Annotated in this window: 17 protein-coding genes, 1 other RNA gene and 1 pseudogene; 3 read left to right on the top strand and 16 right to left on the bottom strand. The window is 49.5% G+C overall.

The genetic code is table 11. The annotated features are described in order from the left end of the window. Positions 1–8: 8 nt before the first annotated feature. From rsmI to M8332_RS01700, 13 genes are all read right to left on the bottom strand, one after another. Entirely contained in the window at positions 9–887 is an 879-nt protein-coding gene (rsmI, locus tag M8332_RS01760) for a 16S rRNA (cytidine(1402)-2'-O)-methyltransferase (protein WP_252780465.1), read from the bottom strand. Positions 888–889: 2 nt separating this feature from the next. Then, entirely contained in the window at positions 890–1,213 is a 324-nt protein-coding gene (locus M8332_RS01755) for a DNA replication initiation control protein YabA (protein WP_289847025.1), read from the bottom strand. 22 nt (positions 1,214–1,235) lie between these two features. Next, positions 1,236–2,258 (bottom strand): DNA polymerase III subunit delta', encoded by a 1,023-nt coding sequence (gene holB / locus M8332_RS01750; RefSeq protein ID WP_252780464.1) that lies wholly within the window; start codon positions 2,256–2,258, stop codon positions 1,236–1,238. Positions 2,259–2,261: 3 nt separating this feature from the next. Next, entirely contained in the window at positions 2,262–2,588 is a 327-nt protein-coding gene (locus M8332_RS01745; protein ID WP_252780463.1) for a cyclic-di-AMP receptor, read from the bottom strand. Further along, positions 2,585–3,244, bottom strand: a complete 660-nt coding sequence (gene tmk, locus M8332_RS01740; RefSeq protein WP_252780462.1) for a dTMP kinase — start codon at positions 3,242–3,244, stop codon at positions 2,585–2,587. The genes M8332_RS01745 and tmk overlap by 4 nt, the downstream gene beginning before the upstream one ends. A gap of 125 nt (positions 3,245–3,369) precedes the next feature. Beyond that, positions 3,370–5,313 (bottom strand): ABC transporter ATP-binding protein/permease, encoded by a 1,944-nt coding sequence (locus tag M8332_RS01735; RefSeq protein ID WP_252780461.1) that lies wholly within the window; start codon positions 5,311–5,313, stop codon positions 3,370–3,372. 135 nt (positions 5,314–5,448) lie between these two features. Then, complete coding sequence (locus tag M8332_RS01730; RefSeq protein WP_252780459.1) at positions 5,449–5,694, bottom strand: YaaL family protein; 246 nt, start codon at positions 5,692–5,694, stop codon at positions 5,449–5,451. Positions 5,695–5,701: 7 nt separating this feature from the next. Next, complete coding sequence (gene recR / locus M8332_RS01725; protein ID WP_252780458.1) at positions 5,702–6,301, bottom strand: recombination mediator RecR; 600 nt, start codon at positions 6,299–6,301, stop codon at positions 5,702–5,704. A 19-nt stretch (positions 6,302–6,320) separates the two neighbouring features. Then, the gene (locus M8332_RS01720) at positions 6,321–6,635 is read right to left on the bottom strand and encodes a YbaB/EbfC family nucleoid-associated protein (RefSeq protein ID WP_252780776.1); all 315 of its coding nucleotides are present in this window, start codon (positions 6,633–6,635) and stop codon (positions 6,321–6,323) included. A 25-nt stretch (positions 6,636–6,660) separates the two neighbouring features. After that, positions 6,661–8,397 carry a DNA polymerase III subunit gamma/tau gene (gene dnaX, locus M8332_RS01715; RefSeq protein ID WP_252780457.1) on the bottom strand — a complete coding sequence of 579 codons (1,737 nt, stop codon included), beginning with the start codon at positions 8,395–8,397 and terminating at the stop codon, positions 6,661–6,663. Between the two features lie 148 nt (positions 8,398–8,545). After that, an RNA gene (ffs, locus tag M8332_RS01710) (signal recognition particle sRNA small type) lies at positions 8,546–8,644 on the bottom strand. Positions 8,645–8,687: 43 nt separating this feature from the next. Then, positions 8,688–9,164: a tRNA adenosine(34) deaminase TadA gene (gene tadA / locus M8332_RS01705; protein ID WP_252780456.1), complete on the bottom strand. Its 477-nt coding sequence runs from the start codon at positions 9,162–9,164 to the stop codon at positions 8,688–8,690. Continuing rightward, positions 9,161–9,769, bottom strand: a complete 609-nt coding sequence (locus M8332_RS01700) for a class I SAM-dependent methyltransferase (protein ID WP_252780455.1) — start codon at positions 9,767–9,769, stop codon at positions 9,161–9,163. Before M8332_RS01700 ends, tadA begins: the two co-directional genes overlap by 4 nt. Before the next feature lie 155 nt (positions 9,770–9,924). Here M8332_RS01700 and nrdH point away from each other — a divergent pair, with 155 nt between their 5' ends. Genes nrdH through nrdF form a run of 3 tightly spaced genes read left to right on the top strand, consistent with a single transcriptional unit; the run spans position 9,925 to position 13,406 of the window. Then, on the top strand, positions 9,925–10,170 hold the full coding sequence (gene nrdH / locus M8332_RS01695; RefSeq protein ID WP_252749829.1) for a glutaredoxin-like protein NrdH: 246 nt from the start codon (positions 9,925–9,927) through the stop codon (positions 10,168–10,170). Positions 10,171–10,209: 39 nt separating this feature from the next. Continuing rightward, positions 10,210–12,378 (top strand): class 1b ribonucleoside-diphosphate reductase subunit alpha, encoded by a 2,169-nt coding sequence (gene nrdE, locus M8332_RS01690; protein ID WP_252780454.1) that lies wholly within the window; start codon positions 10,210–10,212, stop codon positions 12,376–12,378. A 14-nt stretch (positions 12,379–12,392) separates the two neighbouring features. Next, the gene (nrdF, locus tag M8332_RS01685; RefSeq protein WP_252780453.1) at positions 12,393–13,406 is read left to right on the top strand and encodes a class 1b ribonucleoside-diphosphate reductase subunit beta; all 1,014 of its coding nucleotides are present in this window, start codon (positions 12,393–12,395) and stop codon (positions 13,404–13,406) included. Positions 13,407–13,462: 56 nt separating this feature from the next. Here the strand turns inward: nrdF and M8332_RS01680 are convergent, their stop codons facing one another. From M8332_RS01680 to M8332_RS01670, 3 genes and pseudogenes are all read right to left on the bottom strand, one after another. Beyond that, the gene (locus M8332_RS01680; RefSeq protein ID WP_252780452.1) at positions 13,463–14,386 is read right to left on the bottom strand and encodes an L-lactate dehydrogenase; all 924 of its coding nucleotides are present in this window, start codon (positions 14,384–14,386) and stop codon (positions 13,463–13,465) included. 54 nt (positions 14,387–14,440) lie between these two features. Continuing rightward, positions 14,441–15,355, bottom strand: a complete 915-nt coding sequence (mmuM, locus tag M8332_RS01675; protein ID WP_252780451.1) for a homocysteine S-methyltransferase — start codon at positions 15,353–15,355, stop codon at positions 14,441–14,443. Next, a pseudogene (locus M8332_RS01670) lies at positions 15,342–16,682 on the bottom strand (amino acid permease). The gene mmuM and the pseudogene M8332_RS01670 overlap by 14 nt, the downstream one beginning before the upstream one ends. Positions 16,683–17,211 lie beyond the last annotated feature (529 nt).

Genomic DNA, 17,211 nt, shown 5'->3' with positions numbered 1-17,211 from the left:
CTTTTCTCCTATTTATCAAGCTGATGAAAGCGATTATAGACATCCTGGCGGACCAAATGATTGGTTTTCGCCACCTGTTTAATCGCTTGGTTGGGTTTCATTCCCGTCTGCACCAGTTGTTGCACCTGGGCTTCGATTGAGAGTGTTGGGGCAACCACTGGGGAAGCTGAAGTCGGCTCCGGATTCCCGGCCACTAAGATCACGAATTCCCCCCGCACGGGTTCCTCCGTGGCCCACTTCACTAATTCACTCAGGGTTCCGCGGACGTATTCTTCATGCTTCTTAGTGAGTTCCCGCCCTAAGGCTGCTGACCGATTCCCCAGCACCTCGGCTAGGTTGGTTAACGTCTTCTTTAACCGGTGGGGAGCCTCGTAGAAAATTAACGTGGCGGTCTCATTCTGTAAACCTTGGAGTTCGCGTCGCTGTTCTGCTGGTTTCCGTTGCAAAAAACCGTAAAACAAAAACGGCTGCGGACTTAGCCCCGATGCAATCAAACTAGTTAAGCCAGCGGTCGACCCAGGTAAACTGACCACGGGGAGCTGGTGCTTAATGCAGGCTTGCACTAACTCATGACCAGGATCACTCACGGAGGGCATCCCGGCATCGCTCACCTGGGCAATTGTTGCCCCGGCCTCAAGGCGGTCAATTAGCTCCGGAATCCGCCGGGCGGTATTATGCTCGTGAAAACTAATTTGCTTGGTGTTGATTTCAAAGTGATTGAGCAACTTTTGCGTGTTCCGGGTGTCTTCGGCGGCAATCACATCAACCGTCCGTAACGTATTGAGAGCTCGCAACGTGATATCGTCCAAGTTGCCAATCGGCGTGGGCACTAGGTATAAAGTTCCTGTTGCCCGGGGAGCAAAGCTACTCTGCGCATAGATGGTCATGGTTAACGTTCTCCGTAAATAATGTCAGTACAAAAAATACAGCTTTCGTTTTCCGCCCGCCGCTTTCCATAGTACTGATTACAAATGTGATAGCCTTCGTTGTACAGTTTTTCGAGGTTCTTTTTGGACTGGGACAATTCCCGGACGCCGTGATGTTGTTTTTCAGCAGACCCCAATAAATCCCGCAGGTGTTCATTTTCAATTCGCAATTCCGAATTCTCTTCTAAAATTACGGCAACCTTGGTCCGTAACGTTGTAATTTTGGTTAGCATTTGTTCGAACTGGGCGGACAGATCATCCATGCCCTCGTCCACATTTTTTGCCAAGCACCATCATCCCTCTCGTTTGCTAATTTATGGTGGCTAAACACTGCAGGGTAATGACCTCTAAAATACTCTGAAAGCCAACGTTCACCTGCTGCTGTTGTGCGGTGGTCAATATGTCATTAATCATACTGACAATTTGCTCATCTGACAATTGATCCGCCGCGGATTTAAGTAAATCATAAGCATTTCCAAATGCTAACTTCGTAGCGGGCAACGCCCGAAATTTCACGTCAAAAAGATCCTGGAAGAGCAAACAAATCATCGTAATTGTCACGTTTTGACTAAAACGATCCTTTACAAGGGGTAAGACATTCGTTTGAATAAAGGGAAACGCCTGGGCGTCGCCCTGTTTAATCCACGTAAACCACGTTTCTAGCTGCTGTTTCATTTTACTTAGCCAGTGATCTGTTACCAACTGGTCGAGTTCATCGGTATCATTCGTGATTTTTAACGCGAGGGTCATGTCCGTCGCACTCACTTGCTGCGCCTGTAAATAGCGAATCAGTTCGGCTGCTTGGATGGGCGGAAATTCCACCAACTGGGTGCGGGACCGAATCGTAGGCAACATGTGATGATAATCTGTGGTTAGCAGAATGGCGGTCACCGTTGCCGTAGGTTCTTCGATGACCTTGAGCAAACTATTAGCTGCGGCCACCGTCATGGTATCCGCAGCATCGATAATAAAGACCTTCTGCTTGCCCTCGACCGCACTCTTGGAGAACTCCCCTTTTAACTGCCGCACTTGGTCGATTTTAATCGATTGACCATCGGGTTTTAGGGTTAAGACATCGGGATGTTCCCCGTTTGCAATCCGAACACATTCGTTACATTGCCCACAGGGTAAGCCCGCTGGGTCTGGATGCTCACAAAATAAACTCATTGCCACTAGTTGACTCACGACCAGCTTGCCTCGCCCCGTAGCCCCTGAAAACAAATACGCATGGCTTAACGCACCGGCCTGAACCACCGCACCAAAATGGCGCACCAGCTCTGGCTGTTTTTGTAGCGCGGTGGCAATAATCGTGGAGGCTGTCTTCGTTTTCATCCGTTAGAACCGGAAAAATGATTCAATCGGCAGTACCATGACCGTGGCCCCACCGACCTGAACTTCAACCGGATAGGCCGTATCGTTAATGCTCCCCACGAGGTTAATCGGTGGGGTCACATACTGGTCGCGAGCCTGGCAGGAGTGCTTAATAATGTCTAGGAGTTCGGGAACCCGTTCATCATCAATTCCAACCAGGTAGGTTACGTTTTTAGCCTTTAAAAAGCCCCCCTTGGTGGGTAACTGGGTCGCAATGATCTTGTGGTCATTAAGTTGTGCCTGTAACTGTGCGGCATCTTTTTCCTGAATAATTGCTAAAACTAATTTCACGATTCCGTCCCTCCTGCGCTCAAGTTCTGATGAAGGTGTTGCCCAATAATGGTTAACACCTGTTGCGTCACGGTCGCCACCGGTTGGGTAGCATCGATCCGGACAATGCGGTCTGGATGTTCCGTCGCTAACCGTTCGTAGGCATCGTGCACCCGCACGTAAAAATCACGGTGTTGCTGGTCAAGTCGGTTCGTGGCGGCTGCGGTCCGCTGCTGGATCCGTTGTAACCCTACGGAGACTGGGACAGCAAAGTAAATGGTCAGGTTGGGGAGCAGGCCCTCGGTCGCAAACTGATTCATCTGAAAGACGGCTGCTTCCCCCAGCTTCCGCCCGGCTCCCTGGTAGGCAATCGAACTGTCTACGTAGCGATCGCACAATACGATTTGGTGCTGGCGAAGCGCTGGTAGGACGGCTTGCACGAGGTGCTGGCGACGCGCCGCTGCAAACAACAGTGCTTCCGTGCGCGCATCCATGTCCTGGTTTGCTTCATTGACAATCACTGACCGTATCTGTTCGGCGATCGGATCGCCACCCGGTTCCCGGGTGACCACTAGTTGCGAACCCAGTTGGGGCTGCAACGCAGCAACAACCTGGTTGAGCACCGTCGTTTTCCCCGCTCCGTCATTGCCTTCAAACGTTATAAATTGACCACTCATCGGACACCATTCCCCTTATTTTCTCCCTCGATTGTACTGTAAATTGACTCACTTGTCTATTTGAGCACCGGCGCCGTTTACTTCGGCCCGCCTACTAAAAAAGACCGCTAACGCGGTCTTTTGGCTTATTCAGCACTTAAACTGACAATTGGATCAACCTTGGCGGCCTTTCGTGCCGGTAACAAGGCGGCCAGTAAACAAATAATGACAGAAATCGCTAAGCCAAAGATGGCGTTCCCCACAGAAATTTGCATAATGTGGTAGTGAATTCCGCTTTGCGATAATGAGTTTACGCCCCATTCCACGAGGTAGGCTAACACGATGGCAACCAGGGCCGAGAAAAAGCCGAGGAAGACAGCTTCAAAGATAAATAACTTCCGAATGTTCCCCTTGGAAAAGCCGAGGGCACGTAAAATTCCGATTTCCTTGGTCCGCTCGGAAACACTGATGTACAGCACCACGATAATCATGATGGCTGACACCAAGAGCGAGATGGCCGCGATGGAAGTCAAGACGGCTACGGCGAGGTTCACGTAGGTATTCAGAATGGAAACAATCGAACCGGCCCCCGTAATCTGGTAGGCCTGCTTGTGCTTGCTGTTTTCCAACGCCTTAATCTGCTTTTGAACCGGTTGGACGTTTTGGACTCCCCCTGTAATATCAACGGCCAGATAGTTAGGTCCAAACGGCACGTTAGCGGCTTGGTGCATGGCCTTTAGGGTGCCATAACTAACGGCATCCGGTAGGTTGTTGCTATCCGTCACTCCACTAATGGTAACTTCTTGTTGCAGCACTTGTGGTGCCTGCGTCTGATCGTTGGCAATGTTTAAGTACAAGGTCGCCTTCTGCCCCACCACTTGGTTAGGATGCTGCTTATTCAGTTGCTTAGCTTCCTTCTTACTAATCAGAATCTCATTCTGCTGGGGCGCGTGGCCGGCCTTAATGCTGGATTTTCGCAACGTGTTATCAAAGGTTTGCAGCAAGCTCAAGGTCACCGTTTGTTGACCACTCTTCAGCTGTCCCCCACCAGCGGCAAAGTAGCCGGGGGTCACGTGTTTTACCCCCGCAATGTTAGCCAAGCGTTTTTGATCGTGAGTCGTTAAGCGCATCTCCTTAGGAGTGGGGTTATCCGCATTGACGTTTTTAGCCACTTGAATGGTGTTGGGATTAATCTGTGAATAAATTTCGTGGTTAATGTAGCCCTTGGTTCCATTGCCTAACCCGAGCATCAAAATCACGCTAAAGATTCCGATGGCGGCTCCAAACATAATTAAGAGGTTGCGTTTTAAATTGTAGCGAAAATGGTGCCAGGCCATCGTGGCCATTGACCGGCTACTAGCCACTTTATCCCGAAATGGCTTGGGCGTGGTTTCCACTGGATAAGCCGGTTTTAACACCCGATCGTCATCGATTAACCCGTTCGCGAGGTGCACAATCCGCGTTCCGTAGTTAGCCACGACCTGCGAGTGGGTCACCGCGATGACCAGTTTGCCATCCTTAGCAATCTGATTTAGTAATTGCAAAATTTCATCGGTATTCTCGGCATCAAGCGCTCCAGTTGGTTCATCCGCAATGATGATGTCTGGATCAGATGCTAACGCCCGTGCGATCGAAACCCGTTGCTTCTGTCCCCCCGAAAGTTGGTTCGGGTACTTATTCTTGTGATCGGAAAGCCCAACTTGGTCTAACAAGTGGTCAGCCCGCTTTAGTTGCTCGTGGTGCGATAGGTTGGTCATTTCTAACGACACCAATACGTTATCCCGAATCGTCAGGTGACTAATTAGGTTAAAACTCTGAAAGACAAACCCAATCGTACTGCGGCGGTATTGATCCAGTTCCTTCGGGGTGTCCCGTTTCAACGATTTCCCGTTTAACAATACGTCTCCCGTGTAGTGGCTGTCCAGCCCCGCAATGATGTTCATCAGGGTGGTTTTCCCTCCACCAGATTCCCCGAGAATAGAAACAAACTCGCCGCGTTCAAAGGCCAAATTAATCCCGTTTAAAACGTGGAATTCCTGATGGTCAACTTGATACGACTTGTGGATATCTTGTAACTGTAAATAGGCCATTAAGTTCTCCTTTGGACTAATAATAATTATTAGTTAGTTTGGTTGATATTATACACTATATAGTATGAGTTGCAATCCCTAATCAGGCCTACCAATCAAAAAGCAGCGCTCAATCATCGTAAACGCTGCTTGTCATTATGAATCATACACACTCGATTGAATGTGATCATTTTTAATGTCCCGGAACCGGGCCTGCCGGTACATAAACTCAAACTTCTGCTTGGCGAGTTTGGTTTGCGCCTGGACCTGGGAATCAACGTCGGCTACCGCGGCTTCCGTCTGCTGCGCCTGATCCCAGTCTTCCTTTAATAGGTTCAAGGACTGCAGTAATGCTTCATCGTACCGCTTTTCAAAGTTTTTCTGCCACCAAAAATTAAACATCCTAACCTCACATTTCTGTTCGTCCTTCAACGGCCCGAAAGAGGGTCATTTCATCGGCATATTCAATGTCGCTTCCGACCGCTAAGCCCCGCGCGAGGCGTGTTACTTTCAACCCAGCGGGCTTAAGCAACCGGGCGAGGTACATGGCCGTTGCGTCTCCTTCTGGGGTTGCATTCGTCGCAATGATGACCTCTTTAATCTGTTCGTTTTGCTGTAACCGTTTAATCAGCGAGCTGATGTTGATATCATCGGGACCCTTGCCCTCCATTGGGGACAACACCCCATGGAGTACGTGGTACAAGCCGTGATAATCCTTCATTTTTTCCATCGTCGCGATGTCTTTTGGTTGTTCCACCACCAAGACCTGGGACTGGTCTCTCATTGGGTCGCTACAAATTTCACAGGGATCCGTTTCGGTAATATTGCCACAAATCGAGCAAACCGTAAGTTTGCCCTTAGTATCCAACAGTGCTTGGGCAAATTGTTGCACCTCATCCTTGGGCATATCAATGGTATAAAACGCTAACCGGGTGGCCGTTTTCTCCCCAATCCCAGGGAGGTGCATGTAACCATCAATCAGCTTTGCAACTGGTTCTGGGTATTGCATCTAAACCCCTTCTTTACAATTAAAGTCCTGGAATGTTCATTCCTTGGGTAAACTGCCCCATTTTACTCTTCGTTGTTTCATCAATTTGCCCGAGGGCATCGTTAACAGCGCTAATCACTAAGTCTGATAGCATGTCTGGATCATCCGGATCAATTGCTTCTGGTTTAATTTGAAGATCCTTCATTTGCCGCGCTCCCGTGAAGGTGGCCGTTACTAATCCGTCTGGGGCCGTTCCCGTAAATTCTTGCTTTTCAATCTCACTTTGTTGGGCACTCATCTTTCGTTGCATTTCCTGTGCTTGTTGCATCAATTTTCCCATGTTCATTCCGTTCATTGCCATTTTGCTAACTCCTTACTTTTTAATCATCTTGAACATCAACTAATTCATCACCAAACAGTTCCTTAGCCTTACGCACGTTACGCGGTTCCGCTTCCGTTGGTTGCGCCGGTTTAGTCGCTGGCGCCGCGGGTTCCGGTTTGCGGGAATGTTGTTGCAAGTATTCCTGCCGCAGGTTCGGCCATGATTCCTTTGGCACAAACAAAACCGTCGGCGTCTTTCCCAGTAATTGTTCAAGTCCCCGGTTTACGTCCGCCAGTAACTGGTCATCACTCCCCGCTTTTTGGTACAAGAACCCGTAGTCAAACGCGATTACAACCCCATTTTCACTAGCAGCGACAGGGCGCGCCACGTGCAAGACCGCCCGTTGGGTGACACTTAACAATTGTAACAAAGCATCCCACTGACTGCGATACTGTTCTAAGGCTGGTTTCGTGGCCGCATCAAGCACCGCAAAAATTCCCTGGACGTCAAGCTCGGGCGTTCCCTGCTGATTGGGCACCGTTCGTTTCGGTGCTGCCTGCGTTTGAGTAGCAGTTGTCGGTGCGGGACGGGCCACTGAACGTTGTTGTAACTCCTGGAGTTGCCGTTTCAACTCGGTGAGTTGCTGGTTTAACTGTTGGTACGCTGGATCGGTGGTGGCATCCGCCTGAGTGGTAGCTGGTTGCTCCGCCCCCGTTTCATCCGCTAACCGAACGGTTAAAATATCCAAGTACAGTTCGGGATGATAGGTAAACCGCACCTGTTGTTGCACCTCATTAATAATTTCGACGTACCGGTAAAGTCGGCGTTGTGGGACCGTGGTGGCAATCTTTGCAAAGTGATCGCCAAGCAACCCTAATTCATCCTCTGGGACGAGTGCTTGATCTTGTTGGTACAATAACAGGTTTTGACAATAATCAATCAAATCCTCCAGAAACTGACTGGAGTCCTTCCCGGCCGCAAGGAGTTCCGCCACCACTTTCAGCCCCGCCCCGACCTCACCGGCCAGGACTGCTTCAAAGTAACTTTGTAATTCATCTCGAGCCACGCTCCCCGTTACCTGGAGCGCACTCTCATACGTCAATTCGTCTGCATCGTATGAGAGCGCTTGGTCAAGGATACTTAGGGCATCCCGCATTCCCCCCTCGGCACTGCGCGCAATCATTTTCACCGCCCGGTCATCATATTTGACCTGCTTTTCCTGCAAAATCTTTTCCATTTGCATCCGAATGTCTGCGGCGTTAATCCGTTTAAAGTCGAACCGTTGTAACCGTGATAAGATGGTCGCCGGAATTTTATGAGGTTCCGTCGTCGCTAATATAAAGATTACGTGGCTGGGTGGTTCCTCTAAGGTTTTCAGCAGGGCATTAAAGGCTCCTGTTGACAGCATGTGAACTTCATCAATGATGTACACCTTATAGGTGGCCTCCGTGGGCGCATACTTGGCCTTATCCCGAATGTTACGGATTTCTTCAACCCCATTATTAGAGGCTGCATCAATCTCAATCACATCGTTTAGTGCGCCCTGATTAATGGCCACACAAGTCTCACATTCGTTACAAGGCTCGCCATCTTCTAAATGTTGACAGTTGACGGCCTTCGCTAAAATCTTAGCCGTTGACGTCTTCCCCGTTCCCCGGGGCCCACTAAATAGATAAGCATGGCTAATTTGATCGGTTAGCAAGGCGTTTTTTAACGTTTTTGTAATCACTGGTTGCCCGACGATTTCATCGAATCGTTGGGGCCGCCACACCCGATATAAAGCTTGATAGCTCATGCTCATCTTCCTTTCTTCGTCAGTCATTTCACCCTAATTATAGCGAGAACGAGTGGTGATTACCAACTTCCCAACTTCAAACTAACCACGGATTTATGCGCCCGTAAGATGGTAAAAAAAATCTCCTAGTCAACTTGACTAGGAGCTTATTTGCTAACAACAAGAAGCACAAGGCAAAAAATACTTAGTGCTGCTTCCTTCCGGACCTGACACGGTTCGTAAGTCCACCTTTGCTTCCAGGCCTTACGGCAGTTCCTATCATAGCGCAGCTGTCCTTAATTGTCCAGTGGTTACCGCAGTTTTTTCCGATGCTGTTTCCGTTTCGAACGAAAGAATTGTTGCATGATCTGGGCCGCTTCGCTGGCTCGACATCCCGTTTGTAACTCCACCTGATGATTCTGCCGTTCATCCGTTAGGACTTGGTATAAACTCTCGCCCGCACCCGCTTTCGGATTGGCAGCTCCATACACCACCCGGGGAATCCGGGCGTTCAGGATGGCTCCTGCACACATTAAACAGGGCTCAATCGTCACGTAGAGGGTACAGTCCGTTAGCCGCCAACTGTGCAGGGTTAAACAGGCTGCTTCAATCGCCATTAGCTCGGCATGTTGGGTCGTTAGTTGCGTGTGTTCGCGCAGGTTATGCCCCGTTCCAATCACCTGGTGATCGTGGACAATGACCGCACCGATTGGAATCTCACCAATCTGGGCGGCAAAGCGGGCTTCGACTAGCGCCCGTCCCATGTATTTTTCAGCCGCTGTTTTCATGATTGTTTAGTACTTTCTAATACATAGTAACCCTTGTCGCGTTTGACCACCCGCACGTTGCCAAAGGTCTGCTGCATCAGCCGTTCCGCTGAGGGCGCCCCCTGCTTTTTTTGCAACACCACGCTTAACCGGCCGGCGGGCACGAGGTGGGCGGCTGCTTCCGTAATCATCGCGGACACCACCGTTTTTCCCGCTCGAACCGGCGGATTGGTCACAATGGCGGCATACTGACTACGAGCTACCCCGGCGTATACGTCGGAAGTTGCCACCGTCACGTTAGTCAATCCATTGTCATCAGCATTGCGCGTCGCAAGCTCTAGCGCCCGCTGGTTCACGTCCACCAGCGCAAACTCCCGGTCGGGGTGTGCCTCGGCTAAAAATAATCCAATTGGTCCGTAACCGCACCCCAGATCTAAAACAGCTCCTGCTGGTAAGTCCTGGAAATTAACGTTTTGGATGAGGACCCGAGAACCGTAATCAACCGTCCGCTTGGAAAACACGCCGTTATCGGAATGGAAACGGAGCGTGGTGTTTTCAAGGGTAAATTCCCATTCCGTTTCAGCATGCTCCACTTCGGGATTCGGTGTATAATAATAATCACTCATAAGTAACACGTCCTTTAAATTTAATATTTTGTTTCACATACCACATATAGTGTGTTCCCCAACCAAGGGCCACTACATGTGGTATTTTTGTAGTTGAAAGAATCCAATTTAAGAGTAGAATCAAAGCATAGTTAAACGAAAGAAGGAGTCGAATCATGAAACAAATTACCGTCTACACCAAGGATAATTGCATCCAATGCAAAATGACCAAGCGGTTTTTGACCGAACACAACGTGGATTTCACGGAACAGAATACCAGTGAAAATCCCGACCTAATTCCCTACTTAAAAGCCCAGGGCTTTCAAGCGGTTCCAGTGGTTGAATCCGAAATAATTGATTCATTTGGTGGGTTTCGTCCCGATCAACTGCAAAAATTAGTTGACGCTCTTTTAACCGCCTAATCCATTACTTTCATTATACACATTAAGGGGAATCAGTATATGTCATTAAAAGACCACACGGATGCCAGTTATTTTCGGTTAAATAATGAAATTAACATTCCAACGAAGGACGGTAAAATCCGGCTGGATAAGGACCAAGAAGCACTAGAGGCCTTTTTAAAGGAAAATGTTGCTCCTAATACCGTCCACTTTGAGTCCCTCAGCGACCGGTTTGACTACCTCATTAACCACGATTACGTGGAGGCCGAATTTCTGCAGCTGTATCCAAGCGCGTTTATCGAAAAGCTGTATGCCTACTTAAACAGCCAGCATTTTCACTTCCATTCCTTTATGGCTGCTTACAAGTTTTATGCGCAGTACGCCCTTAAAACTAACGATGGCAATCAATACCTCGAAAGCTACATCGATCGAACGGCCATGAACGCCTTGTACCTCGCCCATGGCGATCAAGATCTGGCCATGAGCCTGGCTGATGAACTAATTCATCAACGCTTCCAACCGGCCACGCCGACCTTTTTAAACGCCGGTAAAAAACGCCGGGGCGAGTTCGTTTCCTGCTTCTTAATTCAGTCAACCGATGATATGAATAGCATTGGGAGGACGATTAATTCTGCCCTCCAACTTTCGAAAATTGGTGGTGGAGTTGGAATTAACCTTAATAACCTGCGGGCTGCGGGCGATCCCATCAAGCACATTGACGGGGCTGCCAGTGGCGTAATGCCGGTCATGAAGTTATTGGAAGATAGCTTTAGCTATTCTAACCAACTAGGGCAACGGCAGGGAGCCGGAGTGGTCTATCTGAGTGTTTTTCACCCCGATATTATTGATTTCTTAGCTGTGAAAAAGGAAAATGCCGACGAAAAAATTCGGGTCAACACCCTCTCGTTAGGGGTGACGGTTCCCGATAAATTCTATGAATTAGCAGCAGATGATGCTGACATGGCGCTCTTTAGTCCCTACGACGTGGAACAGGTCTACGGGGTTCCCTTCTCCTACGTTGACATTACGCAGGAATACGACAACTTAGTTAACAACGACCAGATTCACAAGCAATTCATCAAGGCCCGCGACCTTGAAACGGAGATTGGTAAGTTACAACAGGAATCTGGTTATCCTTACATCATTAACATTGATACGGCCAACCGGGACAATCCCATTGACGGCAAAATTGTGATGAGTAACCTGTGTTCAGAAATCATGCAGGTGCAAACCCCGTCCATCATTAATGATGAACAACAATACGAAAAACTGGGAACGGACGTGTCCTGTAACCTTGGTTCCACGAACGTCGTGAACTTGATGCAATCACCAGACTTTGGAAAATCAGTTGAATCCATGGTCCGGGCCCTCACCTTCGTGACTGACATCAGTCAAATTAACACGGTTCCATCGATTCGCCACGGCAATGACCTGAGTCATTCCATCGGCCTTGGAGCCATGGGGTTGCACTCGTACTTTGCTTTGCACCACATGTACTATGGTTCCCAGGAATCAATTGAATTCACGAGCATTTACTTTATGCTCCTTAACTACTGGAGCCTAGTTGCCTCAAACAAGTTAGCGAAGGAACGGAATCAAACTTTCCATAACTTTGAAAATAGCAAGTACGCCGACGGGAGTTACTTTGATCAGTACCTAGAGCATGACTGGGGTCCCACTTCCGACCGGGTCAAGGAGCTGTTTGCAGAGACCTTCATCCCGAGCCCTGCGGACTGGGCGAACCTTAAAGAAGCGGTCATGCAAACTGGCCTGTACCACCAAAATCGGTTAGCTGTGGCTCCCAACGGCTCCACCTCTTACATCGGTGATGCGACGGCTAGTCTAGCTCCGATTGTGAGTCGGATTGAAGAACGGCAGGAAGCCAAAATTGGGACCATTTTCTACCCCGCTCCCTACCTTTCCAACGACACCCTCAAGTACTACGAATCGGCCTATGACGTTGACATGCGTAAAGAAATTGATATCTATGCTGCTGCCCAACAGCACGTGGATCAAAGCTTGAGTATGACAATGTTCATGCGGTCGACGATTCCGGCCGGAATGTACGAATGGAAGGACGGACGTTCTGACAAAATGTCAACCCGGGACTTAACCATTCTCAGAAACTACGCTCACTACAAGGGCATCAAATCCATTTACTACGTACGGACGTTTACCGATAACAACGATACGGTGGGCGCCAACGAATGTGAAAGCTGCGTCATTTAGGAGGAGAACAGGTCATGGATCTTAACAAAGTATTAACCGGAAAATGGGATGGGAACTACGAAGCGATTAACTGGAACGAGGTCTCCGATGAGATTGATAAGGCCACGTGGCACAAACTCACGGAACAATTTTGGCTCGATACGCGGGTGCCAGTTTCTAATGATTTAAAGGACTGGCGCGAACTTGACGATGACCACAAATGGTTAGTGGGACACGTGTTTGGGGGCTTGACCCTGTTAGATACCCTCCAGTCCCAGGACGGGATGGCGGCCTTACGGTTAAACGCCAAAACGCAACACGAAATCGCCGTGTTAAACAACATCCAATTCATGGAATCGGTTCACGCCAAAAGTTACTCCACGATTTTTTCCACGTTGAATACACCAAAGGAAATCAGTGAAATTTTTGCGTGGAGTGATTCCGAAGAATTTCTGCAGAATAAAACCAAGCGCATTTACACCCTCTACCATGACGATGAGAGTCCCCTCAAAAAGAAAATTTCCAGTGTTTTCCTGGAAACCTTCCTCTTTTACTCCGGCTTCTTCACGCCCCTGTGGTACCTTGGCCACAACCAACTCACCAACGTTGCTGAAATCATTAAGTTGATCATTCGGGATGAATCGGTCCACGGAACCTACATTGGTTACAAGTTCCAAGCCGAATTTAACCAACTGAGTACGAATGAGCAGCAAGCCCTCAAGGACTGGATGTACAGCTTTTTATACGATCTCTATGAAAACGAAGAAAAGTACACGCACCTGCTCTATGATCAAGTAGGCTGGACTGATAAGGTCCTAACCTTTATTCGGTACAATGCTAACAAAGCCCTCATGAATCTCGGGCAAGATCCAATGTTCCCTGACACCGCGGAAGACGTCAACCCCGTGGTCATGAACGGCATCTCCACCTCCACCGTGAACCATGACTTCTTCTCAGAAGTCGGAAATGGCTACCGGCTCGGAAACGTGGAGGCAATGACCGACGCGGATTACAAGATTGATTCGTGGGAACACAATCACAATCAATAACATCAGATAGTAAAAGCTCTCATCCCCGATAACGGGAATGAGAGCTTTTTTGTTAATTAATTTTGGTACTTTTCATAGTTGGTTCTAATGAAGTCTGCCGACTTTTGGAGCTTGCCTAATTCTTCCGCGGTCAAGTGGAGCGGCACATCCGCAATCACTCCGTCCCGGCCCACAATTACCGGATGAGACAAATAGACATCGTACTGGTCCCGGTAGTTAGAAACCGGGAGCACCGCCTTAGCATCTGAATAAATTACGTTAATGAGTCGACTCGCTGCCGTGGCAATCCCAAAGTTCGTGTAGCCCTTGCCGTTGAAAATCGCATAACCACCATGCCGGGCTTCATGATCTAGGGCTGTCAAATCCAAGTTTCGGGTATGCGCCAGTTCGGTCAGCGGTTGGTCCAAAGCTCGTACCGTTGACCAAGCGGTAAATTGCGAGTTCCCATGTTCACCCAGGTTATACCCGGTGACTGCCCGCGCATCAAGGTCGAGTTTGTCCGCCACCGCCCGCTTCATCCGGGCTGAATCAAGCATCGTTCCAGTCCCCAGCACGTGTTTACGCGGTAAGCCCGTGATTTGTTGGTACATTTGGGTGATGGCATCCACCGGATTGGAAATCACCACCAAAATTCCGTTGAACCCGGAATCCCGAATCCGAGGTGCCACGGCCTTAACCTGTTGGCTATTAAAGTCTAATTCAGAAAAGCGATCTTCCTTAGCGCCATCGTTCAGGCTAATCTTCCCTAATGCCGAAACCACGATGTCTGCATCGCCGAGCGCGGCGTAGTCATTAACCGTGATTGCCGTGTGAAACGGCAAATTCGGTAGCGCTTCGCGCAGGTCAATTGCGTCAGCCGTGACCTTCGCCTCATTTTGATCAATCAGCACCAATTCATCAGCGAATCCGTTGGCAACGATCATATGCGCCAGGGTCGCCCCCACGTGACCGCTCCCAATAATTACAATTTTACGTGTCATCACAATCCCTCCCGTCATTGGTGCATATTTTAGCACAACGGTCTGTTTTTGCCATTACTTTTTTAACAAGGTAGTAATTTGTGCAATATCGGCGGGTGTGGTACGACAGCACCCGCCAATAATGGTGGCTCCCGCCGCTAACCAGCTCGGGACCACCTCCGCAAACGTTAAAGCGTGCGGAACCGGGGTCCACGTTTTGGTACGGGGGTCGTAGTGATCTCCCGGATTGGGATAAACCACGATTGGTTTCTCGGACTGAGTACGGATGGTTTGAATGGCCGGTAAAATCTGGGCAAAATCCGTACAGTTTACCCCAATTCCACTCACCACGTCCTGAGCATCTAACCACTGGACTACGGTGGTTAACGGGATTCCATCGCTTAGCGTTTGTGGATCTCGGATGCTCAAACTAATCCAGGTCGGAACCAAGTTGGGCTGCTGCGCTAACAACTGGGTCAGCACCTGAATTTCAAAGAAATTAGGCATTGTATCGACCGACAGTATGTCAACCCCTGCCGCCAGTAAAGTTTGCACTTTTTCCGTATGAAACGCTGCGTACTCGGCCGCACTCAGGTGATAATCCCCCGTGTATTCGGCACCATTAGCTAAGTAGGCGCCGTAGGGACCGACACAGCCGGCCACAAACCCCTGGGGATTCACATCCGCACGGGCCCGTTGGGCGAGCTGCACTCCCCGCCGGATGAGCTGGAGTGCCTGGGAATGTGAAATGCCCACCCGGGCAAACGCCGCCACATTGGCTTGATAGGTATCAGTAATTGCGATATCTGCTCCCGCTTGAAAATACCGAGCATGCACCTGATAAATGGCTTCCGGATCCGTCAGTAAGGCGTTGGCTGACCACAGGGCATCATTAGTCTTAACCCCATACTGCTCTAATTCTGTGCCCATTGCCCCATCGAGCACCAGGGGCGTGTGAAAACTCGCTGTAATTGGATTAGGGTTTGGCATGTTGGTTCCTCCTCTGTTGAATTGCGGTCGTCAGGGCGTGCCCTCCATAACAAAGGACAACAAACGGCACCGTGATTTCTAAGGCCACCCGTTGGTTTGGATCAAACCAAATCAGGCAACTGGACCCAAAACACAAACCAAAGGCTAACCAGGAAAGCCACGGATACCATGGAGTTTTAAAGGCCAACTAGTCGGCACGCTTACCGCTTTTAAGTAACTGCTGCCGAAAGCGGATTTGTGATAACGCAATTGCCATCCACACACAGACGACGGCCAGTCCCGAAATCGAAACTAACACTAAATAAACCGAACTAGCGGCATAGACCGCTGATAATAACGCGAGGACCCCGCCAACCATGCTTGCTAGGAGAGCATACATCGGAATTGCGCGCTTCGTAGTCCGTTGGAAAACGGCCGGAATAACGCCCTGATTTGCCAGTGACCACAACATCCGCGTGGCGGCGTAGAGTCCCGAATTGGCGGCGGAAATAATGGCCGTCAGCACCACAAAGTTCATGACATCCCCAGCGCCGGGGATCCCAATGGCCGTAAAGATGGTGACAAAAGGGCTCGTGCGCACGCCCGCGTCCTGATACGGTACCAAGGCACTCATGACTACAATGCTTCCCACGAAAAAGAGCACTAAGCGCCCAAGCGTGGTGCGAATCGCCCGGGGAATTGCTTGGGCGGGATGCTGTGCTTCGCCGGCCGTGATTCCAATTAATTCGGTCCCGGAAAAGGCAAAGTTAACGGTCAGCATGGTTGTAAACACGCCCCCAAACCCATTCGGAAACCACCCATTCCGGGTTAAATTAGCCAATCCCACGAACTGACAGTGGCCATGATACGGAAGCAATCCCAAGATAACCCCGGTTCCAAGGACAATAAAGGCTACAATCGCCATCACCTTAATGCTGGCTAACCAGACCTCCGCCGTGGCAAACCAGCGCACGGAGCAGGCATTCATTACAAAAATTAGCACCATTAACAACCCGCTCCACACAAAGACGGGAATCCCCGGCAACCAGTGCCACATGATTAACCCCACCGCGGTGAATTCCGATCCGAGCGCAATCGTCCAGGTTAACCAGTATAACAAGGCTACCACGAACCCCGTACTCCGCCCTAAATAGCGTTGGGCATAGACGTGAAACGAACCGGTTTCTGGCATGGCTACGGCCAGTTCCCCCAAACAGAGCATGACTAGGTACACAATCACCGCGCCCAATAAGTACGCCAAAATCGTCCCCAGTGGTCCTGCTGTGTGAATGGTATATCCGGAACTAAGAAACAGTCCCGTTCCAATAACGCCCCCTAGTGAAATCATCAAAATTTGTCCCGCAGAGATGTTTCGGGCTAAATGCTGCTTATCCAAGTGACCCCTTCTTTCTAACTGTAACCAAAAAACACCCGTCCTTAAAAAGGACGGGTGTTCCCGTGGTGCCACCTTTGTTCACTCACTTCTCACAAACTGAGTCTCCGTCAGTTACCCGCAGTTCATCCCCGGGGATAACCGAGTGCTGGTATCGGTCACTACCCCGCATCCGGCTCACCATTCACCGGACAACCACACTGCACAGTCCATCTTCAGTTGGCTGATTTTATCCTTTCACACCACCCAAGGACTCGCTGGGAAACGCACCACCCTACTCAACTGCATTCGGCTTAATTATTATTATAAGTTAGTTTAAACGCTGAATCACGAACTGTCAACCATAATTTTTATCATTAATTCAGAATTAAATGCGTAAGTAGCGTTATTTTTTAAAAAAATTCGTAATTTCTGCATGCGGCTGCTTAGCCGTGTTCTGCGGGTTGTGCTTCCGTTGCCAGTGGATAAGCACCAGGCAACTGGT

The sequence above is a fragment of the Fructilactobacillus ixorae genome (genome assembly GCF_024029915.1).
In the GTDB taxonomy this organism is placed as follows: Bacteria; Bacillota; Bacilli; order Lactobacillales; family Lactobacillaceae; genus Fructilactobacillus; species Fructilactobacillus ixorae.
The sequence above is the reverse complement of the archived record's forward strand: the minus strand, read 5'-3'. Positions and strand labels throughout refer to the sequence as shown.